Source organism: Cytophagales bacterium (assembly GCA_019456305.1).
In the GTDB taxonomy this organism is placed as follows: Bacteria; Bacteroidota; Bacteroidia; order Cytophagales; family VRUD01; genus VRUD01.
This window is the reverse complement of record VRUD01000001.1, coordinates 54761-78328: the sequence shown is the minus strand read 5'-3', so window position 1 is coordinate 78328 and position 23568 is coordinate 54761. Positions and strand designations below refer to the sequence as shown.

Below are 23568 nucleotides of genomic sequence, written 5' to 3'. Positions count from 1 at the left end.
CTCTCTCTCTCTCTCTCTCTCTCTCTCTCGGCAAAAAAGGTGCCAGAGTGTTTGGTGTTTTTGATACGGTATGTTTCAGATGTAATCATCAAGCAAATATAGTAATTAAATTTTGACTTGAACCTGCAAGGTTATAACACTTTTATTAATAAAAAAAATATTGTAAAACTTTTTTAAATTAAGTGAGTTTTTTTCCTTGTTTATTCATAATGTGTCCACATTCTAAGTATGCGAACAATTTTTTCTTTTTCAAATACTTCATATACAAGGCGATGTTGAATATTAAGGGCATCTCTAAAAACTCAAAATTAAGTAACTACTTCATTAAATGCAAGAAAAAAAGCAAAAAAGTTTAAAAAAATTTAATACTATTGGCCATGGAGGAAAGAATGGTAAATTAGCGGGAAAAATACAATGAAACTATGAAGAATATCAATCCCAAAGGTTTTTTTGACCCCGAGCACTCGGGGTTTAGAAAAACTTAGCAAACAGAAAGACCCTTTAGTGAAGCTATTACAGATGATAGAATGGGAACAGTTCCGTCCAATTTTGGAACGCATTTTTAAAAAAGAAATGAAAGGCAAAGGTGGTCGTACTCCCTATGATTATGTAATGATGTTTAAAACCCTGATTTTACAGCGTTATTACAATTTATCGGATGATCAGATAGCGTATCAGATACTGGATAGATTGAGCTTTATGCGGTTTTTGAGCTTAAATCTCAGCGACAAGGTACCTGACAGCAAGACGGTATGGAATTTTAGGGAGCGACTCACCAAAGCTGGTAAAGTAGAGGCGATGTTTGATAAATTCAATGAAGTGTTAGCTGAAAAAGGTCTACTATGTGAAATACATGGGATAAGTATGTCCTGACGAAAATACTTATAAACGTAAGTAATTGATAATCAAATAGATACAAGGGGAAAAATAAATTACTATATATTAATCACTAATTAATTCGTGTAATTAGTGGTTTTATTCTTCTTTAAATTTCAGTGAAACCGAATTAATACAGTATCTAAGCCCGGTTGGTTCAGGACCGTCATTGAAAACATGGCCTAAATGGGCATCACAGCGATTGCAGCGTATTTCATTACGTACCATACCAAGACCCTGATCGCTTTCTGATCTTATATTTTTTTCAGATACCGGTGCATAAAAGCTTGGCCATCCTGTACCGGAATCAAACTTCGTTTCGGAATCGAAAAGTTCAAACCCGCAGCATACACACTGGTAAATACCATTCCCTTTAAAGTTATAATACTGTCCGGTAAAAGCTCCTTCAGTACCTTTCTGACGTGTAACATAGTATTGTTCGGCAGTAAGAAGCTGCTTCCATTCTTTGTCACTTTTAATCACTTTTTCCATAACTATATTTTTATTACTTTGGCTACCTTCCTGTGCATAGCACCCGGGAAGCGATGCAAATAAAATTACTGACGCCAATAGCTTATTTTTCATTTCAGTATGATTTTTGGTTACAAAGATAAATAAATATGATGTAATGTGCATAAAAAAATGATAATTTGTATTACGATTTTAAATAAATCAGATTTACTTATAAATCCTCAATATATTTTCAGAGGTAATTTTTTTAACTTCCTCTACCGTTTTTCCCTTCAATTCAGCTACCTTTTCAGCTATCAGAGGTATCCAGGCAGGTTCATTTCTTTTTCCTCTATGAGGCACAGGGGCTAAATACGGGCTGTCAGTCTCTAATATAATATGTTTTAGATCAATTTCGGGAATGACTTTTTCAAGATCACTATTTTTAAATGTCACTATACCTCCAATGCCCAGGAAAAATCCCATCTCTATAACTTTTTGTGCCTCTTCTAATGTACCGGTAAAGCAGTGGAAAACACCTTGTAGGGGATGGGCATGTTGATCCCGATTCTGTTGTGACCCATCCCCTGCAAGGATCTCTAATATAGCGATAATTTCATCAAAAGAATTTCTGCAATGAATTACAATGGGCAGGTTATATTTTTTCGCAAAGCCGATCTGGATTTTGAATGCTTCTTCCTGGTATGCCTGGAAAGTTTTATCCCGGTACAGATCAATACCTATCTCCCCTACCCCACAGAATTTACGCTTATTGAGCCATTCTTCAACGATGTAGAGCTCCTTTTCAAAGCGCTTCCTGACAGAACACGGGTGCAATCCCATCATTGGAATACAATGTCCCGGAAATTTTAATTCCAGCTCAAGCATGTCATTTATGGATGTGTGATCTATATTGGGCATATAGATTTTGCGCACATCCTGTTCGATGGCTCTGGCTACCACTGCGTCAATATCATCTTTGAATTCTTTGCTGTAAATATGGGCGTGAGAATCTATGAACATTTTGTGATTTTCATTTTAATTTTGTACATTTGTGCTGTGTTAGGAAGCAAAGAATACAATATCATTAAAAGGGTCAAAGATGTGGAAAATATTGTAGAAATTAAAGGGAAAGAGTATCGTGTAAGGTTTAGAGCAAAGGATGCAGAGCATATTTGGGATAATTATAGTCACAAAGATCATAATATTAAACACCGTGAAATATTATCACTTTCTAATATTTGTTTTATATTGCTATATTTTTAACTAAACATATCATATATTTGAGAGAAATGGGGCCGACTGGAATTGACAGCATGGTCGAGCTGTGTGTAAGCATGCCGGGTTTTGTGGGTATTACCCGTAAAATAAAGCGCTCAACTTTTTAACTGGCGATTTTAACTACGCCATTGCTGCCTAATCAAGGATTTCGCAGCATGTGTCTCGTAAACCCTTCGTGCTGCCGGGTTTACATTTGAGACATCATCATGCAGGACTGGCTGATGTATTTGATGCGGTATATCAGTGAGATTTAGCATCTAAGGAATTAAGTACAGGTAAGCTTCTGACCTTCTTTATTCCCGAAAATTAATTGAAGCTAAGCATGTAGAAAGCGCATCAGTTTCCTTGTCTGGACGAGGGTTCGATTCCCTCCGGCTCCACAATTCAAAAAAATTAAACTGATGAATCTTGAAAAAGTTATTGAAGAAGTTGTTGATATTGTGAAAGAAGATAAATAAACTATTCGTTTTTTTCGGACAGTATTTCGGACAATATTGATGTTATTTAACAGAAAATTCATAATCATTTAATTCTATTCTTCCAGCAACCTTTCAATATCCTCCAACAATCCCCGTTGGCTTGGATACTTTGCCGGATTAAAAGCAATATTCCCTTGTTTATCAATCAAAATGCAGGTAGGTGTGGCCTGCAGGTCATAACTTTGTGCCACCTCTGAGTCAAATCCCCCGCTATACAAATGTACACCCTCCATGTTTCGTTTTTTGATCGTTTTCAGCCAGCCCAGTTCATTTTCATCTACTGAAATATATAAAAAAACGACATCTTTACCTTGCAGTTCGTTCTGTAAAAATTTGGCATAAGGGATCTGCTGCTTACATACCGCACACCAGCTTGCCCAGAATTGCAGATAAACGACTTTGCCACGAAAATCGCTCAACGAAAGAGTATCTCTTTGATTACTTTTTAGTGTGAAATCCGGAGCAGGGCTGCCCTGGAATAGATCTTTAGCTGCTTTAAAAGAAGTTGTATCCGTTTGAGCAATCGATATAACTACGTTACTGATAATATAAAAACTTATTACTAGCTTTTTTATATGTTTTTTCATTACTCTAAACCATTATTTTCTCTACAACTTCATCCAACTTACTAACCGCATTGATCTTTATATTGAATTTCTTCAAATCCATCCCTTTCTTGTTATATTTAGAAATAAACATCTCTTTAAAACCTAATTTTTGTGCTTCTGAAATACGGTTTTCAATCCTGTTTACAGCACGTATTTCTCCGCCAAGTCCTACCTCAGCGGCAAAACAGGTGGTATTTGGTATGGCAATATCTTCAAAAGAGGAAAGAATGGATATACATACTGCCAGGTCTATTGCCGGGTCTACTGTCTTTATACCACCGGCAATATTCAAAAATACATCTTGCACACCCAATCTGAACCCACCTCTTTTTTCCAAAACAGCAAGCAGCATGTTAAGTCTTTTGGCATCAAAACCGGTAGAAGAACGCTGAGGTGTTCCATAAGCAGCAGGGCTTACCAACGACTGCACTTCAATGAGCAGCGGCCTGTTTCCTTCCAGTGTGGCGCCAATGGTAATACCGCTCAGGTTCTCTTCCCTTTGCGATAAAAGTATCTCGGAGGGATTGCTTACCTCTCTCAAACCCGTGCTCAGCATTTCGTAAATACCAAGCTCTGAAGTGGAGCCAAAACGGTTTTTGATAGTTCTCAATATACGATAAGCATGGTGCCTGTCTCCCTCAAACTGAATCACCGTATCAACCATGTGCTCCAATACCTTGGGGCCAGCCAAAGTACCTTCTTTTGTGATATGCCCGATCAGGAAAACGGGAGTTCCACTCTCTTTTGCATATTTTAAAAGTTCAGCCGCACAAGCCCGTACCTGGGAAATGCTTCCAGCCCCCGATTCAATAAAGGAAACATGGAGGGTTTGAATGGAATCAATTATTACTAAATTAGGTTCCAAAATCCCAATCTGTTGAAATATGTTTTCTGTACCCGTTTCATTAAGGATATAACAATTATTTTGACTGCTGCTGCCACTGCTATTCAATCTCTCAGCCCGCATCTTGATCTGCTGCTCACTTTCTTCACCTGTCACATACAAGATCTTCAGATCATGGAGCTTTAATGCGAGTTGCAACAACAGTGTTGACTTCCCTATGCCCGGCTCACCCCCGATCATCACCAAAGATCCTGGCACGATACCGCCTCCTAATACCCTGTTCAATTCCTTATCAGGAACCTGTATTCTTATTTCCCCATCATAACTTATTTCGCTGATCACTTTTGGCTTGTTGCTGGATACCTTGAATTTTGCAGCTGATCTCCAGGATGATTTCCCGTTCCCGTCTTCTTTCTGAATGATCTCTTCTACATAGGTATTCCACTGTTCGCAAGAAGGACATTTACCAATCCATTTAGCCGATTGGGCTCCGCAGTTTTGGCAGAAAAAGGTGGTTTTTGTTTTGGGCATTATTCGAAAGGTACAAAAATATCTTTATAAAAAATTACTTCATGATTCTCTTTATGAAGCGTATCAACAATATAATTAGATACACAGGAAGAAACGGCAAATAAACTGCAATAGGAATTAAAAAAATTGCAATAATAATGATCCATTCCATACCACCCGGCAAGCTGAAGCATAAAATGTTTAATGTTTCCATAACTTAAAATTAATAAATAAAAAATCCTATTTTTTACGAGTTGTGAATTTACGAATTCACAAAATGATCTGCAAAGAATCTTAATTTCATCAAGTTACAATCTCAAATTCAGATAATTCACGTGCATAATCTAAGCAAGCTGCAATATGCTCTCTTTTAAGACCAGGAAATTCAATTAATATTTCCTCAAAAGTGTTACCATTAGCCAAATATCCTAAAATAAGAGCTACAGGTATCCTGGTTCCTTTGATACAGGGTTTACCTTTTAAAATTTTTATATCGCTTACGATATGGTCTTTCCACATTGTGGGCATTATCTTGTATCGATTTAACTGTAAACTTACTAACTTATATGGAAGTAGTTGATAGAGTAATACTATCGTAAATTTCACAAAGGGCGCTGTCTGATCTTATTACGTTTAACCACTGTAAACATATTTTCTAACTTGATAGTTTTTTGCTCAATTAACTTTAGTAAAATTTCAGCAGGTTCTTGAGGATAATATGTGATTAATCGGAAAAAAATCAAGCCAGGAGAAGGTGTATATCCTTTATGGTAAATTAATTCCCCATAATCTTTGTCAAAGGTAAGAATTATTCTCTTTTCTTTCAAGGCTAATTCCAGTACTTCCTCATCTTCAATTCCAGGTGAATCAATTCGTATACTTCTTATATCATGCCCAGTATTGTCAATTAACTTAACACCAAAGATAGGGAAATCTTCATCAGCTAAAAATTTCATTAATCATGCTCTTTAGGTGATTCATATAACAATCCATCTTCCAAACATTCTTTGGCATATGCAAAAATCGCTTGAATATTTTCCTTACTCAAACCAGGATAATTATCCAATACTTGTTTTTCAGTCCATCCGGAAGCAAATAAGCCCAATAGAAAATCTACTGAAAGCCGGGTTCCTTTAATGACTGGCTTGCCTAAACGAATCTTGGGGTCAGAGTGAATATGTTCTTGCCATTCCATATCTATTACATTTTGGGTAAAGTTATGAATTTATTGATAATAAACGAATAATTTTTTCTAATTTTACGAAAAATAAACAAATATGATGACAAATTCACTCAAAATAATAGAGAATAAAAAAGAATATATAGCCGCATTGAAAAGCATTGATGAGCTTATGGATTTACCTAAGCCAAAAGGGAGTGTAGCATATAATGAGTATCAGATACTTAAACTTTTGATTACAAAGTATGATAATGAGGATGAGAAATTAGAACCATTGCCGAAAGCACATCCTGTTTCACTGATTAAAATGAGAATGGAGCAAATATCAAAAGAACCGAAGGATTTGATAGAGATATTTGGTAATAAAGGTAATATTTCCAAAATACTAAATCTTAAGAGGAGATTAAGTCTGGATAATATCAGGGGTTTGAGCAAGTTACTTAAAATACCAATACAATTACTATCCGTGGAATATAAACTTAAAGAAATACAAACAGAGCAATTTCAAATAGCTTAATAACAATGAATACCAGAATGGAAAAAGACACCATGGGCACAGTGGAGGTACCGTCTGATAAATATTGGGGCGCTCAAACTCAACGGTCTAAACAAAATTTCACCATCGGAGGGCAAAAGATGCCCATTGAAATTATTTACGCATTTGCAATTCTTAAAAAAGCTGCCGCTCAAACGAATTGTGAGTTGGGAACGCTCCCAAAAGATAAGGCAGATATTATCATGAAAGTATGTGATGAAATATCAGAAGGCAAACATGATGACCAATTTCCCCTTGTTGTATGGCAGACCGGATCAGGAACACAAACAAATATGAATGTGAATGAGGTAATTGCCAACAGAGCCCATGTTTTGCTGGGCGGAAAATTAGATGATGAGAAAAAAAAGATCCACCCCAATGATGATGTAAATAAATCTCAATCCTCCAATGATACATTTCCTACCGCTATGCACATTGCTGCATATAAAATGATCACAGACAATACGATCGTTTTTGTAAAGAAATTGCGTAATACTTTGGATGAGAAGACAAAGAAATTTATGGACGTAGTAAAGATCGGCAGAACGCACTTTATGGATGCTACGCCTCTAACGTTGGGGCAGGAGTTCTCAGGTTATGTATCACAGATTGATCATGGATTAAAAGCATTAAATAATACATTAGACCACCTGGGCGAGTTGGCATTGGGTGGCACTGCTGTGGGCACAGGCTTAAATGCTCCGAAAGGTTTTGCTGAACTGGTAGCTAAAAAGATCGCAGGACTTACCGGTTTACCCTTCCGAACTGCTGAGAACAAATTTGAAGCTTTAGCAGCACACGATGCTATTGTAGAGACTTCCGGAGCATTAAAACAATTGGCTGTGAGCCTGATGAAAATTGCCAATGATATCCGTATGCTTGCTTCAGGACCAAGGTGCGGCATCGGTGAAATTTTAATTCCTGAAAATGAACCCGGGTCATCCATTATGCCCGGGAAGGTAAACCCTACTCAGGCAGAGGCATTGACAATGGTCTGTGCACAGGTGATCGGTAATGATGCTGCCATCAATGTGGGCGGTATGAACGGGCATTTTGAGCTAAACGTATTCAAACCCATGATGATATTTAACCTGCTTTCCTCTGCACGTCTTTTGGGAGATGCCTGTGATTCATTCAATAAGAACTGTGCAGTGAGTATTAAGCCAAATGAAGCAGTGATAAAGGAAAATCTTGAAAATTCCCTGATGCTTGTAACCGCATTGAACACCCATATAGGATATGAAAACGCGGCTAAAATTGCTAAAAAAGCACACAAAGAGGGTAAAACGCTTCGTGAAACAGCTATCGGGCTTGGATTGGTGACTGATAAACAGTTTGATGAATGGGTAAAACCTGAGAAAATGGTTGGTAGTAAATAACTGTTGCATTGTTCTATTGTTTCATTATCTATTTATTCTCTGCTGGCTTGCTTGTTAGTATTATGTTGTTTATATTTGCAAGCAGATTAGATTTAAAGGAGGTGTAAAATAATATATTTAACAATTTTTTTCATTGTAGCAGGTATTTTCGCATTAGCGGGAATCATCTACATAGAGTTCTTTGCCAAAAACCTGAAGAATAAAAAATAGGGTTAGAAAACGACAATTGTATGAGTATTATTTATGATTTTAGCTATTCTGGTAATGGCAGGTATCATAGATGTATAATTAACCTGAAGGATAAAGAGCCCTGAAAAGCTATCTAATTATTTGCAAATTAATCAAACAATTAATGTATTTTTGCGTATTATCGTGGAAATAAATTCAAACAATATGAAAAAGATAATAATCTTAATGTCCGTACTCTTTGCACTATCACTTTTTACAGATACTGCAGCGCAGAGTAAAAAAGAAAGAAAGAGGGAATATAAAACCTGGAAGAAAAAGAAGAAAAAGCTTGACCCGCTTGATTATAAAAGGATGGTGGAAGAGCTTGGTTCTCTGAAGGGCAAGGTAAGTAATTTGAACGGCCGGATATCGGACCTGGAACAAGAAACGAAAACAAAAGATAATACGATCAAAAAGATGAAGAAAAAACTTGAAGACTCAGAGCAGAGATATGTGTTAATAAAAGAAAAATTAGAAAAGACTGAATCCGAGAAAGCGCCTGAAGTAGCAGATGCTCCACCTGACCTGGACCAATCCTTTAAAGGCGTAGTCTTCAAAGTGCAGATCGGTGCATTCCGAAATAAAGACCTGACTAAATATTTCGAAGACCACCCAAATTTCACCGGTGATGTTGACGAGGATGGCGTTAAAAAATATACGCTCATGGTCTTCAGAGATTACTGGGAAGCTGACAGGTTTAAAAAATATCTCCGCGAGATGGGCGTAAAGGATGCCTGGATCGTCTCCTACAAAGATGGCAAGAGAGTGCCTATTAAAGAAGTGCTGGAAGGTGCGATGTGATTGCGCATAGAGCATGGCCCCGCCAGCTGGCGGGGCATAGGGTAGAGCGTAATGATTTCACAGGTTTAACAATTTTAGAAACAATGGATAACATGTCACTTGTAATAACAATTTACCTTTAATCTTGAGAATCATAGTTCAGACATTTTTTTTTTAAAAAACTTTCCAAAATATTTGCATTGTAAATATTTATACCTACTTTTGCAAAAATTTTTAACATTTTAACTTAAACATACTAAATCATGAAAAAAGTAAATTTAAAATTAATTGCTGTTGCGATGGGTTTTGCAATGGCGTTTTCATTCTCTTCTTGTAAAAAATATGAAGAAGGGCCGGCATTAAGCCTTGCCGGTAAAAAAGGCAGAGTAGTTAACGTCTGGAAACTTGACAAAGTTTTTAGCGATGGCGTAGAAGTTACATGTGACGCAGATTGTCAAAAAATCAGGGACGCTGGTTCCACTGAATATACAAAAGATGGAAAAGCTGTATGGATTAATGGCTCTATCGATCCTATTACTGGCAATGTTGTTACCACTACCGCAAATGGAGTTTGGGAATTTAGTGATGATAAGACGGAACTTATGCTAAAATTGGAAGGTAGTAATGATTTTTGGGGTACCAAGATCCTTAAACTTAAGAGTAAAGAAATGTGGCTTGGTGGTGTAACAACTAAAGACCAGGATCCTCAAGATTATCAAATTTACGTCCAAAAATAATCTTGATGAAAAATTTTCAAAAAAAAGGGGCAATCACAGAGCGCCCCTTTTTTTATTGGTCAGAGTCAAAAGTTCTTTCAATAATTGTTAAAACATCTTCCAATGATATTTCGTAACTTTCATTGTAATAAAAACCATCTTTCCATTTCCTAAAATCCAATATAGTATACGAATCTATATTTTCACCATTCTCCAGCAATTTTAATATTTCCACTGTTGATATCCTTTAACAATTCATTGTATGCTTTCCATTCTATATAGTCATCCCATGTTTCAAAATCTTCATTATTTTGTTTAATTCTGATTTTAATATAGTAATCATATTTATCTTCTATTTTATCTGTTTATCCATACATACTATGTAACGCAAATCTAATTAAAAAGTTTATTTCCCAGATTTCTCCTTTTTTTATTCAAGGTTTTTCAAAATTTTCATAAATTCATCTATTTTAAGGAGGGTAACAGGAGGAAAATGAATATTTTTCAACACGTCAAAATGGCTATCATTGGATACCAGGTAATCAACTCCGCCAGCAATCGCACAATCTACAAACTTATTATCTTCTTTGTCTGCCTCAATTAAATTCCATTTATAAAATATTTCTCTTTTTTCAACATTATCAGCCTTTACAAGCAATTCAACAATATTACTTGCGACAATTTGACTTGTTTTCTGTATAATTATTTCTTCATACTCCAATAAAATTTCATGACTCACAACCAAATCATATCTCATATCAATCACACCATCAAAAATCAATCTATATTTTGACTTCTTAGGGATTGAAACAAGTAAAATATTAGTGTCTAAAACTACCTTCATTAGTTGACACTATTTATATGGAGTTCTTAAATGCTCATCTAACCACTCATCCATAGTCTTATTGGTTAGCCTTTTCTCCTTCCAAATCTTATCCATCTCATCAGTGGCATTTTTAGCGAAGTATTTAGTCAATAGATACTTTATATCCTTTAGTTGTTGCTCGGTTAGGCCATAATTAAATAGTTCTAATAACTCTAACTGTAAATTTGTTAGTTTTTTTTCCTTAATTTTCATAGTAATATCAGTAAATATTTTTTACATACAAAGTAACGCAAATTTAGTTAAAAAATTTATTTTAAAAATGATATTTTCGTAAATTTGTATTATTCAAATGAAGCACATCACCATAACAGGCGCAGGGCTTATCGGCTCACTGCTCTCCATATACCTGGGAAGAAAGGGCTATCAGGTAGATGTTTATGAAAGCAGGTCCGATATGCGAAAAGCAAAAATACCTGCCGGCAGGTCTATTAACCTTGCCTGCTCTACCAGGGGCTGGAAAGCGCTGGATGATGCGGGCATTGGTGAAGAAGTCCGCAAGGCAGCCATACCCATGCGCGGCAGGATGATACATGCAGTCAATGGCGAACTTTCTTTTCAACCCTACGGAAAAGAAGATGACGCCATATACGCTGTTTCTCGCAGCGGGCTCAATAAAACGCTGATGAACCATGCTGAAAAAAATTCTAACACTACCATTCATTTCAACGAAAAATGCGTGGATGTTGATTTGGAAGAAGCTGTGATCAAAGTAGAAAATCAAAAGACAGGAGCTGTCTCAGATGTAAAAAGTGACCTGGTATTTGGCGCTGATGGCACCTTTTCACAAATACGGAGTGTAATGCAAATGACCGATCGTTTTAATTATGCACAAACTTATATTGAACATGGTTATAAAGAATTGACCATTCCGCCTGCCGCTGACGGCAGTTGGGCTATGGAAAAAAATGCCTTACATATCTGGCCTAGAAAACACTATATGCTGATCGCCCTGCCCAATGCAGATGGGAGCTTTACCTGTACCTTATTTTTACCTTGGCGTCAGGTGTTTGGTAGAGACGACCAAATTGGGCGTCTCTACCAAACACCTGACACTACTGATTCTTCCGGAACAGGCACTGATACAACCTCTTTTGACTCCATAAAAACAGGATCGGATCTGCTGAAGTTTTTTCAAACCTTCCCTGATGCCGCGGACTTGATGCCTGCTTTGACTGAAACTTATTTTGCCAACCCTACCTCATCACTCTGCTATATTCGCTGCTTTCCATGGACATACAAAGATAAGGTAGCTATGATCGGTGATGCTGCCCACGCTATCGTTCCCTTTTACGGCCAGGGAATGATCGCTGGCTTTGAAGACATAACAGTGCTAAATGAACTGATGGGAAAGTATGCCTGCCCAGATGGCAGGAACGACCCAATCGGGGGAGAACGGTGGGAAACTATTTTTAAGGAATATGAAAAAAACCGTAAACCCAATACGGATGCCATTTCAGAACTGGCACTTCAGAATTTTATTGAAATGCGCGACCTGGTAGGAGACCCTAAATTTTTAGTACGAAAAAATCTTGAAAGAAAGATCCATAAATCATACCCTGATAAATTTACTCCCTTATATTCTATGGTCATGTTTAGCCATATCCCCTATGCTGAAGCTATGCGGATCGGCAAAGAACAGGATAAAATGCTCAAAGAAATCACTACTATTGAGGATATAGAACAAAAATGGGATAGTGAGGAAGTTGAAAGTCTCATTGATGAATTGATTCGGAACAAATATGCCCAGTCGTTTATACCATCAGATATTTAGTTTTGGATTAAATTCGTATAATTCACATTCATTCGTATATTTACCCTGTTATCCTGAGTACTCGGGATTATTTAACAGGGTTGGCATCGGGTATAACAACTAATAATCAGAAATATGTTTTTCATCACCGGCTGCACTGGTTTGGTAGGGAGTTTTATAGCCAGAAAATTACTACAGCAAGGCAATCGCCTGCGCGCTTTAAAAAGAAAAACGAGCGATCTGTCTCTCGTTGCTGATATTGCTGATAAAATCGAGTGGATAGAAGGAGATATACTTGATATTACGGGTTTAGAAAAAAGTATTGAAGGCGTTGATACGGTTATCCATACGGCTGCCATGGTTTCATTATCTTACCATGACAAGAAATTAATATTCAAAACAAATGTAGAGGGTACCTCAAATATTGTAAATGTATGTATCAAAAAAGGTGTAAAAAAACTTTGTCATTTAAGTTCGGTTGCGGCAATAGGCAAACCTACCAGCCTCCCTGAATCGGAGAAACGGGGAATAAGCGGCAGCCACACCAGCCCTCCTGAAACGGAGAAACGGGGAATCGGAGAAACGGAGAGAAGAAAAACGAAGCAATTCACCGATTCACCGATTCACCCATTCACCGATTCGGTAAGGAATAGTGGGGGGAAGGCTGGTATTAATGAAAAAATCCAATTTTCAGTCTATGAAGAAGTGTCATTATACGCCCAAACAAAATATCTTGCGGAAATGGAAGTATGGCGAGGCATAGAAGAAGGACTCAATGCCGTTATATTAAACCCGGCAGTGGTATTAGGTCCTGGTAATTGGAAAAAAGGCAGTTCAAAAATATTTCAATATGTATGGAAACAATATCCTTTTTATACTACCCGGGAGGTGCATTATATTGATGTGAGGGATCTGGCTGAAATCACGCTGCAGTTGATCAATACCGGGATAAATAATGAAAGGTACTTAATTTTTGCCGGTAAAATATCTTATAAGGAATTATTTGATATTATTGCGCTGAATTTTGATAAAAGAAAACCCAATATCATGGTATCACCATTTTGGGGTGGTATTGCATGGAGATTTGAAATAATAAGATCTCTTTTCACAGGAAAGCCGCCCTTGGTCACTAAAGATATTGTAAAATCATCTTTAAATTCATTGCATTACAATAATGGAAAGATAAGGAATTTATTAAGCCTGTCTAACGGAAAAGAAGGCTTGAATTTCAGAGACATCAATGACACCATAAGATGGACGTGTGATGAATTAAAAAGAAGGTATGGCTTGTAAAAATGCTTATATTGCCTAAAATTTTAGGCATTTTTCATTTTAGGCATTTCTTCTTTTAGGCATTTTAAATTTTTTTTCAGATATTTGCCAAACTTAATTTTAAACCTTAGCTTATCATAATAAAATGAACTACATCCTGACTAACATACCTGAAAGAACGAAAAAAAAACGTGAATACGGCTACACAATGGTAATGGATAAAGGACTCAGTGTTAGAGAAGCTGAGGATTTACTTGAAGTTTCAAGCGATTATATTGATATTATAAAGCTGGGTTGGGGTACCTCTTTTGTAACACCAAACCTTAAAGAAAAACTTGAAGTTTATCGTAAAGCCGGTATTCCTGTTTATTTTGGAGGCACCCTTTTTGAAACCTTTATCCTCAGAGACCAGTTTGATGATTATAGAAAGGTGCTGGACAAATATAACATGACCTTTGCCGAAGTATCTGATGGTTCAATAGAAATAGACCATGATCAAAAATGTGAATATATCCGGAAGCTTTGCGGGCAGGTTACGGTGCTGTCAGAAGTTGGTTCAAAAGATGCTGAAAAGATCATCCCTCCCTATAAGTGGATTGAGCTGATGGAGAAAGAATTAGAAGCAGGAGCATGGAAAGTGATTGGAGAAGCCCGCGAAAGTGGAAATGTGGGGCTTTTCAGATCTACCGGAGAAGTCAGGAGTGGATTGGTTGAAGAGATACTCACAAAAATACCTTTTGAAAAAATAATCTGGGAAGCGCCCCAAAAAGCGCAACAGGTTTGGTTTATTAAGCTGCTCGGCACAAACGTAAATCTCGGAAATATCGCACCCAGGGAAGTTATCCCCCTTGAAACTTTACGGTTAGGTTTGAGAAGCGACACTTTGACCTTTTTTTTAGATTCTGATAAATAATCTATGTTTATTTTTTTCATAGAGCGCCTTTCCTAAGAATTACGAATTCGTAATTCGGGAAATTCGTAATTCGTAGGCGTAGGGACTACCACTGTCAATTGCTGCTACCTACTTTTTTATGAGCAAACCCTTTCGACATTATTTAATACTCGCTTTCAAGGGAATGGCAATGGGCGCTGCAAATGTTATCCCAGGTGTTTCCGGTGGCACAATTGCCTTTATAACAGGGATATATGAGACATTGATTGACTCTTTAAAGTCCTTTGATATGCAGGCAGTTAAGCTGCTGGCAGGGGGTAAAATCGCCCGGCTTTCCAAACATATAAATTTAGAATTTCTTCTAGCCGTCTTTATTGGAATAGCCATCAGCATAATTAGTTTAGCCAAATTGCTTGAATGGCTGTTCGAAAATCACCCTGTGCTTTTATGGTCGTTCTTCTTCGGGCTTATCCTGGCATCAGTATTCTTTGTGGGCAAGACAATAGGCAAATGGTCTGTTGGTGTTTTTCTTATGTTGGTGACGGGAACCGCTATTGCTGCGGGTATCTCTTTATTCAACCCGGCAGGTGAAAATCACAATACTGTCTATCTCTTTATTTGTGGTATTGCTGCGATAAGCAGTATGATAGTGCCCGGTTTGTCGGGTTCGTTCGTTTTGCTCCTCATGGGCAATTATATGCTCGTATTGACGTCAATAACCGAGCTTAACATGGTTGTATTGATTCCATTTGCTTTAGGATGTGTGTTCGGCTTACTGGCATTTTCACATCTATTATCTTATGTTTTCAAACATTACAAGGAGGGAACCATAGCTATTTTAACCGGTTTTATATTGGGTTCATTGAGTATTTTATGGCCGTGGAAAAACGAAATATATCTGAAAGATGAATACGGAAATAGCATTTTGCGTCATGGAGAACCTCTTGTACAGAGTTATCAGTGGTTCATTCCAGATTTATCCGGAGCGACCCTGGTGGCTGTCGCCTTAATGATTATTGGTGTTTTGACTATTTGGGGCATTGAAAAATTTGCAGAACAAAAAAATGGTTATTAGTTTATTGGTTAATAGTTTTAGTTTGATGGTTTCCGGTTATGGTTGGTCAGTTTTTAGTTAGAATACACGAATTTATCTCATTTAGAGTATAATAAACCAAAAACTATTTTGAGAACTTTTGGATTAATAGGTTTTCCCCTCACCCATTCTTTTTCATCACAGTATTTTACAGAAAAGTTTAATAAAGGAAGCATAAAAAATGCTTGTTATGAACTATTTGAATTAAAACAAATAAGTGATTTTCCTGATTTTATAAAAAATAATCCGGATATAACCGGTTTAAATGTTACCATTCCCTATAAAGAATCAATCATTCCTTATTTAGATGAACTGGATGAAATAGCTGAAGAAGCTGGTGCTGTTAATACGATAAAAGTTCAGAGTTCAGAGTTCAAAGTTCAAAGTTCAAAGCTTATTGGTTACAACACAGATGTAGTTAGTTTCAAAGAATCTTTGTTGAAATTTTTGCCAGGAGATTCGTCCAAAAATTTAGTAGCAATGATCCTGGGAACCGGGGGAGGGGCAAAAGCTGTCAGCATAGTATTTAAAAACCTTGGTATAGATTATCAACTTGTTTCCCGCCAAAAACCCAGCACCGAGAACCCAGAACTCAGTACCCAATATAATGAACTAACTGAAGAAATAGTAAAACAACATAAATTAATAATCAACGCAACACCTTTAGGCATGTTCCCGGATGTGAATAAATGCCCTGACATACCATACAAGGCAATTGATCATTCGCATTTCCTTTTTGACCTTGTGTATAATCCCGAAGAAACTTTGTTTCTAAGGAAAGGAAAAGAAAAAGGAGCTAAAATTAAAAACGGGCTTGAAATGTTGTATTTGCAGGCGGAGAAGGCATGGGAGATATGGAATAGATACTGCATTTAAGGGTAATATCTTTTTGGATTAATACCATTTTCTATAATTTTACGTATACGTTTAATAAACAGCTCTAAAGAATTAATTGTATTAGCGATAAAAAATTGTTAAAGATTTTTGCTAATAACCGCAGTTTCAATTGTTTAAAATTCGACATATTCAAAAAATTCTTTGGTGAATACCACACCGTTTATAATATTACTTTTTTCAATATAACGTGCAATCCACCTTCAACCTATCTTCCGACTACCAACCCACTGGCGACCAGCCCTATGCAATTGCCCAATTGGTGGAAGGAATCCATCGTGGTGATAAGCATCAGACCCTACTGGGAGTTACCGGCTCGGGTAAAACATTTACGATTGCTAATGTTATTGCCAATGTCAACAAACCTGCGCTGGTATTAAGTCATAATAAGACTCTTGCAGCGCAGCTTTATGGCGAATTCAAACAGTTTTTTCCTGAAAATGCCGTTGAATATTTCGTTTCTTATTATGACTACTATCAACCGGAAGCTTACCTCCCTGTAAGCAACTTGTATATAGAAAAAGACCTTTCTATTAATGAGCAAATTGATAAATTACGATTAAGCGCTACCTCTGCCTTGTTATCAGGAAGACGGGATGTGATTGTTGTCGCTTCGGTATCCTGCATTTACGGCATCGGCAATCCTGAAGAATTTGGTAAAAATGTGATCAGGTTGTCTGTTAGCCAGAAGATCAATCGCAATCAACTCTTATTCAAATTTGTTGATATTCTATACAGTCGTACTGCCGATGAGTTTAAAAGAGGAACCTTCAGGGTAAAAGGGGATACGGTAGATGTTTATCCTGCATACGCTGATTTTGCTTACAGGATATTTTTTTTCGGTGATGAAATAGAAGCTATTCACAGGATCGATCCTGAAAGCGGGAAACGGATCATTGAAGAAAGCGCTGTGGCCCTCTTTCCTGCAAACCTTTTTGTAACCGGCAAGGATGTAATGGAACTTGCATTAACAGAAATACAAAATGACCTGTCGTTACAGACCGATTTTTTTGAAGATGAGAAAAGGGCTGAAGAAGCAAAAAGGATAAAACAACGCACTGAATTTGATGTGGAAATGATGAAGGAGCTTGGTTATTGCTCCGGTATAGAGAACTATTCAAGGTATTTTGACAGGCGCAAACCCGGTGAAAGGCCATTCTGTCTTTTGAACTATTTCCCGCAGGATTTCCTGATGATCATAGATGAAAGCCACGCTACCATCCCCCAGGTGAAGGGAATGTGGGGAGGTGACCGCTCAAGAAAGATCAATCTTGTTGATTACGGATTCCGGTTACCCGCAGCGCTTGACAACAGGCCGCTTACTTTCAACGAATTTGAATCATTGTTAGATCAGGTAATCTATGTAAGCGCCACTCCTGCTGATCATGAATTACAAAGATCGGAAGGCGTGATCGTGGAGCAAATCATCAGGCCTACCGGCCTGCTTGATCCTGAAATTGATGTAAGGCCAAGCACCAACCAGATTGATGACCTGCTTGAGGAAATAGATGAGAGGATAAAGGTGAATGAAAAAGTATTGATAACCACGCTTACCAAAAGAATGGCTGAAGAACTTGCAACATTCCTGGATAAGATCAATATCAAATGCCGCTATATCCATTCCGAAGTCCATACGCTGGACAGGGTTGAAATATTAAGGGAGCTGAGACTAGGTATTTTTGATGTATTGGTGGGGGTAAACTTATTGCGTGAAGGTCTGGATCTGCCTGAGGTGTCGCTGGTAGCAATTTTAGATGCAGACAAAGAAGGCTTTTTAAGGAATCAAAGGTCGTTGATACAGACCATTGGCAGAGCTGCACGCAACAAGAATGGCAAGGTACTCCTTTATGCAGATACCGTAACCGGGTCCATGCAAAAAGCAATAGACGAAACAAACAGAAGAAGAATGATCCAGCAGGAGTATAACAGTCTTAACAATATCACCCCTGAGACAATCTTCAAAACCAAAGAAGAGATACTGGAGCAAACAATGATAGCAGATGTCAAAAAGCCCTTCTTGAAACGAAATGAGAGACCCCAAAAATATTATACTGATATAGAGCCAACCATTGCAGCAGACCCTGTAGTGGCTTATATGTCTAAAATAGAGATCAAAAAACTAGTTGATAAAACACAAAAGCAGATGGCAAAAGCTGCTAAAGAGCTTGATTTTTTGGAAGCAGCAAGGTTGAGGGATGATTTTTTTGAGCTTAAGAAGATGTTGTGATTTAATTCTTATTCAGATTTTTTTCATACCTTTGTGTCTATGAAAGCATTCAAATTTTCTGTCTTTGTAGCGGCAATGAGTTGTGTTTTAACAGCAAATGCCCAACCTTACCAGGGAGATTTTCTGCTAAACGGTGGGGTTAATCTATACAATACAAACAACAAAAAGCCATTCAAGAATTTTGGTAAAAGCGTTGGCTTTGGATTTGACCTTAACTACTTTGCTGCTGATAAATTCGCCTTATCCGGGGGTTTTGAGTATTTTAATTCTTTAAGCAGAAGCGCTGCAGCGCTCGGTCTAAGGTTATATTTTTCTGAAACCTTTTTTTTAAGAAGTAAAGGTTATTATTTGGTAAAAGCCCCACTAAAGGGAAGTAGTTTTGATGTTTCATTCGGTCTGGGAAATGATTTTATGCTTAACGATCACTGGGCTGTTGAGGCAAATGCAGACTATTATGTTCTATCAAATGCGTTTGTGTTCAGGCTGGGGATGGGGGTGTTTTTTAAAAAAGGTAATTAGGGCATCTCTAAAAACTACATATTTTTTAAAACACACCCCTTGCCCCTCTTGATAGAGGGGAATGTATGGTGTAGTTTTTAGAGATGCCCAAAAGGTAATTACTAATTTAACGATTTTTATTCTTTTAAAAAAACATTCATGTAGTTGAAAAAAAGCCCCTCCCGAATACCCGGGATCAGGGCTTTTTATATAAATAAGTACAACAATTTTTTAAACTCTCAAAAATAGCCTCTACTACACTATTTTATCAACTAAAACTGATATTATTCCTTTTCCAGAGTTAATTCCTCGGTATAAGAAGAGGTGTTGCTTCCATCTGAATTAGTAGAACTTTCAGTTTGGTTCATTGTCATTGTACCTTTTTTGTTCTCTGTTACAGTCCATACATCTCCATCACTTGATTCTCCGATTGAACCATCTGTACCTGATTCAGATGTTGGCACTTTAATATAATTAGGCCAATCTTGGACATACAAATTCGTAACATTAACAGAACTATCAGTACCAGTCAGGAAGTAGGAATAAGTTGAAGTCCAATTATCAGTCCATGATGTCCCAAAAAGAATAAACTGAGATTTCTTATCAGTATCACCAAGTCCTCCCGTAACCTGAAAATCTCCTTTCATCGTTCCGGTTGATGAAGTAACATCTTTTCGATCCAGAGCGCCACCATTATATAGAGGAGCTGCGGTAGTATCATCATATACATTGCTCCAATAAGGATTTTTATAAGTATTAGTCCCTACAAATGATTGCTCAAAGGTACCGTTCTTTTTATCAAAAGATAAAGACATGGTTTCCTTATCATCAATGGGTACGTCCGGATTAGGTGTGACAATTCCATTCCCATCAGTACTCGAAGATGTCATTGTACCCGTCCAGGTAGCACCATCAAAAGTTTCGGTAGTAGTTGAGGTACTGCTGCAATCATTTGGTGTACACCCCAACCACGTCAATTTTTGTGTACTTGTACGAGTACTCGTACCTTTTGTAGCTTTCCATTTACCGTCTAACTTTTTTGGTGTTGCGGTTTTTTTACAACTTTCCATAACTGCTAAAACCAATAAACAAGTGGCTATTACCACTAAAGATCTTTTAATTGTTTTCATGATAATTAATTTGTTTTGAGGAATGTTGAGACGCCCAATTTGGGCGTCTGTACGTTCCGTGTTTGTTTAAATAATAAGTTAAATATTTATCCCGCGCCTACAGGCGTGGATCAAAAACTGCGGGCAAAGGTATTGGATGGTTTTTTAATATACAAATTTTTAGTGATGTTTTTTTATAAAATAAATTTCAGTCCCATCAGAGTCTCCCGCCAATACAAACTTCGTACCTGCTTGCCTTTCGAAAAGCCTACACGTTGCAGGCAGTCATACCAAAAACCTGAACAGGGGACTCTGATGTGTGCGAAAAATATATTCTAATATTTTTAAGGAGTCCCATCAGAGTCCCCTTTTTAAGATAGTAATATGTTTGAATTTAGGATTTCCGGGAGACTCTGATTGTACTAATCAAATTTAACGATTTTTATTCTTTTAAAAAAACATTCATGTAGTTGAAAAAAAGCCCCGTCCCGAGTACTCGGGAGCAGGGCTTTTTTATTATATTCCTTTATGAAGAAATTTACTTTTGTTTTTCAAAAGTCCAGGTTTCTTCCCATGAATTATTGTCATACCATCCAGACCCACTTTGATTATTTGTTCCGGAATCTTTTAAAATTAATTCTTTGTTCTTAAGTTGATCAACTACAAAAAATCCAAATGGATGAGAAATGGTCGTTTTGTTTTTCTTCGAATCTAACCAAAACCATTCGTCTGTGACGTCTTCAATATCACCATCATCATCTTCCTTATAAGTGGCAGTTCCATCTTTTTCAAAAGTTATGGTTAATGTGTATAAGGAAGAACCACCCCCGGTTGTAACTGATGTCTTACCATCATAAATAGTAGTAGTTGAACCACTAGTAGCGCCAAATCCAAAGTCACGACTCCAAGTAGAAGTTTCTTCAGCTGAAACCAATTTCCATTCCCCGGTAATTCGTTTATCCCTGGAACGTAAAGAAATAAACGGGTCATTTTCGCCTTTCTTACAACTGTAAAACAAAGGCATAGCAATCAAAGCTATTGCTGTAATTGCTAAAATTTTTTTTATTGTCTTGTTCATGATAATTAATTTGTTTTGAGGAATTTGAGGAATGTTGAGACGCCCAATTTGGGCGTCTGTACGTTCCGTGTTCCGTGTTTGTTTAAATAATAAATTAAATATTGATCCCGCGCCTACAGGCGTGGATCAAAAATTGCGGGCGAAGGTATTGGATGGTTTTTTAATATACAAATTTTTAGTGATGTTTTTTTTATAAAATAAATTTGGTTGATATTCTGTGAGAGATGAAGTACTTTTGCCATGAATTTAATTTTACTATTTGAGTCCACTCTAAAAAGTCCAAAAAATAAAAATGCCACTAAAACACCAAAGCACTAAATCCCACAAAACCCTGAAAATCAATTAGTTAATTTTTAGTGGGATTTAGTGCTTTTGTGCTTTTGTGGCAAAAAACACTTTCCAACTAACCAAAATCAATGGGACTAAGCATTTATTACAAAGGCAAGTTTCGCAGCAACGCTTCGCTTTCAAAAATGATAGACGAAGTAAAAGATACCGCGGAAATACACAAATGGAAGTATCACATTTTTAAAAGGACATTCCCTGTGAAATGTTTTGGAAAGAAGTCTTTTAATGAAGACATCTACGGCTGCCTCTTTTCTCCTCCTCAAAGCGAACCGGTGATGCTTTGTTTCCTTTCCAACGGGATTATGGCAAACCCTTTCATGCTGGAGTATTACCTGAAAACGGGAAATGAAAAGGATAAAGAACTTATTTATTCAATCTTCACTAAAACACAGTATGCAGGGGTGGATGTTCATAAAACAATCATTAATTTTTTACGTCATGTCAGCAAAAAATACCTGCAGGATTTTTCTTTAACCGATGAAGGCCACTATTGGGAAACCGGAGATGAAAAACTGCTGGAAAAGACATTCGCGGAATATAAGGGCCTTTTAGACAGTTTCTCCGGAGCACTGGAAAACAATAAAATACAAGCTGGGGAAACGATAGAGAATTTTATTGTAAGAATAGCGGAGCAGATTAAAAAGAAAAAAGTGTCTTAAAAGTTTATCAATACGTCAAAGATACATTTTGAAAGCAAATCACAACTGTTTTCGCTCTATAAGTTTTTCTGCTTTTTTTACCCGCTCCTCTTGTTTTTCCTTTTTCTGCTTTATTTGATTTGCAATATATTCTTTCGTTGCTGTTTCTATCTTTTTATTTACGTCTTTTAAAGTGCAATTCTTAAATATCTTATACTCTGGCTTTTCTGTTATTTTTTCAACTTTGGGCAACGAATCCATAACAATTCTTATATCCTGGTATGGGTACTTTTCTTTGTAAAACATTATCATTTCCTTGATAGAATACCTATCCAATAACTCAGCAATATCCCAAAAATCTTTGATTGTTGTACGCCTGGTTATAGCATCCAATTTAAAAGCAGCAATATCTTCTGTTGACGCGATTTTTATTCCCTTAAAATCTACCGGCTCCCTTATATAACCCGTTTTCCAATCGTAAAAATCACATCTCACTCCGTCTAACTTACAGGAGAAGCCATTAATTGACTGACTTAAATCTTTTTTTTCAGGGAACAGCGCTCTAAGCCGTAATTCCAGGTATTCTTTATTGAAGCCCCTTTCAGCAAAAAAATCAAGGTCAAACGACTGACGATGACCTAGTTGCAAGGCAAGAGCCGTTCCCCCTACAAGCTGGAATTTTTCTAATTCATCTATCCCACTTATTTTTTCCAGCACTCTTAGGATGTCTGATGTAACTGTTTTTTCGTAAAGCATTTAAAATCGGAAGGTTTTACATCTAAAAGCCATCTGGCCAAATCAATTGAATGCTCCTGCAAGTAATCTGCATTAATCAAGCACTTTCGCACTCTATCTTTTCCATAATAACCCAAAACCGATAATACGTCATCCCAATTACCATAATCAAAAACCTTCATCACGATAAAGTTATTATGTCGCTTCGGGTCCAGCTTATCAAAATGCACATCCCAGAATGCCTGGTCACTTAATCCGTCTATGGTTTTAGAGTAGTTCATT

At 37.0% G+C, this 23568-nt stretch carries 26 protein-coding genes, 1 other RNA gene and 1 pseudogene; 14 read left to right on the top strand and 14 right to left on the bottom strand.

Features of this window, described 5'->3' with window-relative positions; translation table 11 throughout:
• Positions 1–200 precede the first annotated feature (200 nt).
• Positions 201–287, bottom strand: a pseudogene (locus FVQ77_00380) (type II toxin-antitoxin system mRNA interferase toxin, RelE/StbE family).
• A gap of 163 nt (positions 288–450) precedes the next feature.
• Here FVQ77_00380 and FVQ77_00375 point away from each other — a divergent pair.
• Positions 451–873: a transposase gene (locus tag FVQ77_00375; protein MBW8048802.1), complete on the top strand. Its 423-nt coding sequence runs from the start codon at positions 451–453 to the stop codon at positions 871–873.
• A 102-nt stretch (positions 874–975) separates the two neighbouring features.
• On the opposite strand, the gene msrB is transcribed toward FVQ77_00375, so the two are convergent.
• The gene (gene msrB, locus FVQ77_00370) at positions 976–1461 is read right to left on the bottom strand and encodes a peptide-methionine (R)-S-oxide reductase MsrB (GenBank protein MBW8048801.1); all 486 of its coding nucleotides are present in this window, start codon (positions 1459–1461) and stop codon (positions 976–978) included.
• A gap of 93 nt (positions 1462–1554) precedes the next feature.
• Complete coding sequence (locus FVQ77_00365) at positions 1555–2349, bottom strand: TatD family deoxyribonuclease (GenBank protein MBW8048800.1); 795 nt, start codon at positions 2347–2349, stop codon at positions 1555–1557.
• 271 nt (positions 2350–2620) lie between these two features.
• Here FVQ77_00365 and ssrA point away from each other — a divergent pair.
• Positions 2621–2990: a transfer-messenger RNA gene (ssrA, locus tag FVQ77_00355) on the top strand.
• A gap of 149 nt (positions 2991–3139) precedes the next feature.
• Here ssrA and FVQ77_00350 read toward each other — a convergent pair.
• The 5 genes from FVQ77_00350 to FVQ77_00330 all read right to left on the bottom strand — a co-directional run bounded on the left by FVQ77_00350 (position 3140) and on the right by FVQ77_00330 (position 6243).
• The gene (locus FVQ77_00350; GenBank protein MBW8048799.1) at positions 3140–3673 is read right to left on the bottom strand and encodes a TlpA family protein disulfide reductase; all 534 of its coding nucleotides are present in this window, start codon (positions 3671–3673) and stop codon (positions 3140–3142) included.
• Between the two features lie 4 nt (positions 3674–3677).
• Positions 3678–5069: a DNA repair protein RadA gene (radA, locus tag FVQ77_00345; GenBank protein ID MBW8048798.1), complete on the bottom strand. Its 1392-nt coding sequence runs from the start codon at positions 5067–5069 to the stop codon at positions 3678–3680.
• A gap of 282 nt (positions 5070–5351) precedes the next feature.
• Positions 5352–5576 carry a DUF433 domain-containing protein gene (locus tag FVQ77_00340; GenBank protein ID MBW8048797.1) on the bottom strand — a complete coding sequence of 75 codons (225 nt, stop codon included), beginning with the start codon at positions 5574–5576 and terminating at the stop codon, positions 5352–5354.
• Positions 5577–5650: 74 nt separating this feature from the next.
• Positions 5651–6004: a hypothetical protein gene (locus FVQ77_00335; GenBank protein MBW8048796.1), complete on the bottom strand. Its 354-nt coding sequence runs from the start codon at positions 6002–6004 to the stop codon at positions 5651–5653.
• Positions 6004–6243, bottom strand: coding sequence for a DUF433 domain-containing protein (locus FVQ77_00330; protein ID MBW8048795.1), 240 nt, complete (start codon positions 6241–6243; stop codon positions 6004–6006). Before FVQ77_00330 ends, FVQ77_00335 begins: the two co-directional genes overlap by 1 nt.
• 82 nt (positions 6244–6325) lie before the next feature.
• Here FVQ77_00330 and FVQ77_00325 point away from each other — a divergent pair, with 82 nt between their 5' ends.
• The 4 genes from FVQ77_00325 (at position 6326) to FVQ77_00310 (ending at position 9887) form a co-directional block, all read left to right on the top strand.
• Positions 6326–6745, top strand: a complete 420-nt coding sequence (locus FVQ77_00325; GenBank protein ID MBW8048794.1) for a transcriptional regulator — start codon at positions 6326–6328, stop codon at positions 6743–6745.
• Positions 6746–6750: 5 nt separating this feature from the next.
• The gene (fumC, locus tag FVQ77_00320) at positions 6751–8142 is read left to right on the top strand and encodes a class II fumarate hydratase (protein MBW8048793.1); all 1392 of its coding nucleotides are present in this window, start codon (positions 6751–6753) and stop codon (positions 8140–8142) included.
• 414 nt (positions 8143–8556) lie between these two features.
• Positions 8557–9171, top strand: a complete 615-nt coding sequence (locus tag FVQ77_00315) for an Ezrin/radixin/moesin family protein (GenBank protein ID MBW8048792.1) — start codon at positions 8557–8559, stop codon at positions 9169–9171.
• Between the two features lie 242 nt (positions 9172–9413).
• Positions 9414–9887 carry a hypothetical protein gene (locus tag FVQ77_00310; protein MBW8048791.1) on the top strand — a complete coding sequence of 158 codons (474 nt, stop codon included), beginning with the start codon at positions 9414–9416 and terminating at the stop codon, positions 9885–9887.
• 409 nt (positions 9888–10296) lie between these two features.
• On the opposite strand, the gene FVQ77_00305 is transcribed toward FVQ77_00310, so the two are convergent.
• Both FVQ77_00305 and FVQ77_00300 read right to left on the bottom strand, forming a co-directional pair.
• Entirely contained in the window at positions 10297–10710 is a 414-nt protein-coding gene (locus FVQ77_00305) for a putative toxin-antitoxin system toxin component, PIN family (GenBank protein MBW8048790.1), read from the bottom strand.
• A 9-nt stretch (positions 10711–10719) separates the two neighbouring features.
• Positions 10720–10938 carry a hypothetical protein gene (locus tag FVQ77_00300; protein ID MBW8048789.1) on the bottom strand — a complete coding sequence of 73 codons (219 nt, stop codon included), beginning with the start codon at positions 10936–10938 and terminating at the stop codon, positions 10720–10722.
• A gap of 103 nt (positions 10939–11041) precedes the next feature.
• Between FVQ77_00300 and FVQ77_00295 the strand changes: the two genes are divergently transcribed.
• The 7 genes from FVQ77_00295 (at position 11042) to FVQ77_00265 (ending at position 19399) form a co-directional block, all read left to right on the top strand.
• Positions 11042–12523: an FAD-dependent monooxygenase gene (locus FVQ77_00295; protein ID MBW8048788.1), complete on the top strand. Its 1482-nt coding sequence runs from the start codon at positions 11042–11044 to the stop codon at positions 12521–12523.
• Positions 12524–12637: 114 nt separating this feature from the next.
• On the top strand, positions 12638–13795 hold the full coding sequence (locus FVQ77_00290; protein MBW8048787.1) for an NAD-dependent epimerase/dehydratase family protein: 1158 nt from the start codon (positions 12638–12640) through the stop codon (positions 13793–13795).
• Between the two features lie 124 nt (positions 13796–13919).
• Positions 13920–14687 (top strand): phosphosulfolactate synthase, encoded by a 768-nt coding sequence (locus FVQ77_00285; GenBank protein MBW8048786.1) that lies wholly within the window; start codon positions 13920–13922, stop codon positions 14685–14687.
• 118 nt (positions 14688–14805) lie between these two features.
• Complete coding sequence (locus FVQ77_00280) at positions 14806–15741, top strand: DUF368 domain-containing protein (GenBank protein MBW8048785.1); 936 nt, start codon at positions 14806–14808, stop codon at positions 15739–15741.
• 108 nt (positions 15742–15849) lie between these two features.
• Positions 15850–16635 carry a shikimate dehydrogenase gene (locus tag FVQ77_00275; GenBank protein ID MBW8048784.1) on the top strand — a complete coding sequence of 262 codons (786 nt, stop codon included), beginning with the start codon at positions 15850–15852 and terminating at the stop codon, positions 16633–16635.
• A 208-nt stretch (positions 16636–16843) separates the two neighbouring features.
• Positions 16844–18880, top strand: a complete 2037-nt coding sequence (uvrB, locus tag FVQ77_00270; protein ID MBW8048783.1) for an excinuclease ABC subunit UvrB — start codon at positions 16844–16846, stop codon at positions 18878–18880.
• 39 nt (positions 18881–18919) lie between these two features.
• Positions 18920–19399 (top strand): hypothetical protein, encoded by a 480-nt coding sequence (locus FVQ77_00265; GenBank protein MBW8048782.1) that lies wholly within the window; start codon positions 18920–18922, stop codon positions 19397–19399.
• Positions 19400–19662: 263 nt separating this feature from the next.
• On the opposite strand, the gene FVQ77_00260 is transcribed toward FVQ77_00265, so the two are convergent.
• Together FVQ77_00260 and FVQ77_00255 are read right to left on the bottom strand one after the other, a co-directional pair.
• A complete protein-coding gene (locus tag FVQ77_00260) occupies positions 19663–20508 on the bottom strand; it encodes a hypothetical protein (protein ID MBW8048781.1) in 846 nt (281 codons plus the stop codon).
• A 517-nt stretch (positions 20509–21025) separates the two neighbouring features.
• Positions 21026–21565, bottom strand: coding sequence for a hypothetical protein (locus tag FVQ77_00255; protein ID MBW8048780.1), 540 nt, complete (start codon positions 21563–21565; stop codon positions 21026–21028).
• A 416-nt stretch (positions 21566–21981) separates the two neighbouring features.
• Between FVQ77_00255 and FVQ77_00250 the strand changes: the two genes are divergently transcribed.
• Positions 21982–22572 (top strand): hypothetical protein, encoded by a 591-nt coding sequence (locus tag FVQ77_00250; GenBank protein MBW8048779.1) that lies wholly within the window; start codon positions 21982–21984, stop codon positions 22570–22572.
• Between the two features lie 39 nt (positions 22573–22611).
• Here the strand turns inward: FVQ77_00250 and FVQ77_00245 are convergent, their stop codons facing one another.
• Together FVQ77_00245 and FVQ77_00240 are read right to left on the bottom strand one after the other, a co-directional pair.
• Positions 22612–23307 carry a nucleotidyl transferase AbiEii/AbiGii toxin family protein gene (locus FVQ77_00245; GenBank protein MBW8048778.1) on the bottom strand — a complete coding sequence of 232 codons (696 nt, stop codon included), beginning with the start codon at positions 23305–23307 and terminating at the stop codon, positions 22612–22614.
• Positions 23271–23567, bottom strand: coding sequence for a hypothetical protein (locus FVQ77_00240; protein MBW8048777.1), 297 nt, complete (start codon positions 23565–23567; stop codon positions 23271–23273). The genes FVQ77_00245 and FVQ77_00240 overlap by 37 nt, the downstream gene beginning before the upstream one ends.
• Position 23568 lies beyond the last annotated feature (1 nt).

What these genes read in the sequence shown, in the direction of transcription:
- FVQ77_00260 (MBW8048781.1), bottom strand. Translation starts at nt 20,508, where the DNA reads ATGAAAACAATTAAAAGATCTTTAGTGGTAATAGCCACTTGTTTATTG.
- FVQ77_00285 (MBW8048786.1), top strand. Translation starts at nt 13,920, where the DNA reads ATGAACTACATCCTGACTAACATACCTGAAAGAACGAAAAAAAAACGT.
- FVQ77_00295 (MBW8048788.1), top strand. Translation starts at nt 11,042, where the DNA reads ATGAAGCACATCACCATAACAGGCGCAGGGCTTATCGGCTCACTGCTC.
- radA (MBW8048798.1), bottom strand. Translation starts at nt 5,069, where the DNA reads ATGCCCAAAACAAAAACCACCTTTTTCTGCCAAAACTGCGGAGCCCAA.
- FVQ77_00305 (MBW8048790.1), bottom strand. Translation starts at nt 10,710, where the DNA reads ATGAAGGTAGTTTTAGACACTAATATTTTACTTGTTTCAATCCCTAAG.
- FVQ77_00280 (MBW8048785.1), top strand. Translation starts at nt 14,806, where the DNA reads ATGAGCAAACCCTTTCGACATTATTTAATACTCGCTTTCAAGGGAATG.
- FVQ77_00310 (MBW8048791.1), top strand. Translation starts at nt 9,414, where the DNA reads ATGAAAAAAGTAAATTTAAAATTAATTGCTGTTGCGATGGGTTTTGCA.
- FVQ77_00335 (MBW8048796.1), bottom strand. Translation starts at nt 6,004, where the DNA reads ATGAAATTTTTAGCTGATGAAGATTTCCCTATCTTTGGTGTTAAGTTA.
- FVQ77_00315 (MBW8048792.1), top strand. Translation starts at nt 8,557, where the DNA reads ATGTCCGTACTCTTTGCACTATCACTTTTTACAGATACTGCAGCGCAG.
- FVQ77_00265 (MBW8048782.1), top strand. Translation starts at nt 18,920, where the DNA reads ATGAAAGCATTCAAATTTTCTGTCTTTGTAGCGGCAATGAGTTGTGTT.
- FVQ77_00245 (MBW8048778.1), bottom strand. Translation starts at nt 23,307, where the DNA reads ATGCTTTACGAAAAAACAGTTACATCAGACATCCTAAGAGTGCTGGAA.
- FVQ77_00290 (MBW8048787.1), top strand. Translation starts at nt 12,638, where the DNA reads ATGTTTTTCATCACCGGCTGCACTGGTTTGGTAGGGAGTTTTATAGCC.
- FVQ77_00255 (MBW8048780.1), bottom strand. Translation starts at nt 21,565, where the DNA reads ATGAACAAGACAATAAAAAAAATTTTAGCAATTACAGCAATAGCTTTG.
- FVQ77_00240 (MBW8048777.1), bottom strand. Translation starts at nt 23,567, where the DNA reads ATGAACTACTCTAAAACCATAGACGGATTAAGTGACCAGGCATTCTGG.
- FVQ77_00325 (MBW8048794.1), top strand. Translation starts at nt 6,326, where the DNA reads ATGATGACAAATTCACTCAAAATAATAGAGAATAAAAAAGAATATATA.
- FVQ77_00350 (MBW8048799.1), bottom strand. Translation starts at nt 3,673, where the DNA reads ATGAAAAAACATATAAAAAAGCTAGTAATAAGTTTTTATATTATCAGT.
- FVQ77_00365 (MBW8048800.1), bottom strand. Translation starts at nt 2,349, where the DNA reads ATGTTCATAGATTCTCACGCCCATATTTACAGCAAAGAATTCAAAGAT.
- msrB (MBW8048801.1), bottom strand. Translation starts at nt 1,461, where the DNA reads ATGAAAAATAAGCTATTGGCGTCAGTAATTTTATTTGCATCGCTTCCC.
- FVQ77_00250 (MBW8048779.1), top strand. Translation starts at nt 21,982, where the DNA reads ATGGGACTAAGCATTTATTACAAAGGCAAGTTTCGCAGCAACGCTTCG.
- FVQ77_00330 (MBW8048795.1), bottom strand. Translation starts at nt 6,243, where the DNA reads ATGGAATGGCAAGAACATATTCACTCTGACCCCAAGATTCGTTTAGGC.
- fumC (MBW8048793.1), top strand. Translation starts at nt 6,751, where the DNA reads ATGAATACCAGAATGGAAAAAGACACCATGGGCACAGTGGAGGTACCG.
- FVQ77_00340 (MBW8048797.1), bottom strand. Translation starts at nt 5,576, where the DNA reads ATGCCCACAATGTGGAAAGACCATATCGTAAGCGATATAAAAATTTTA.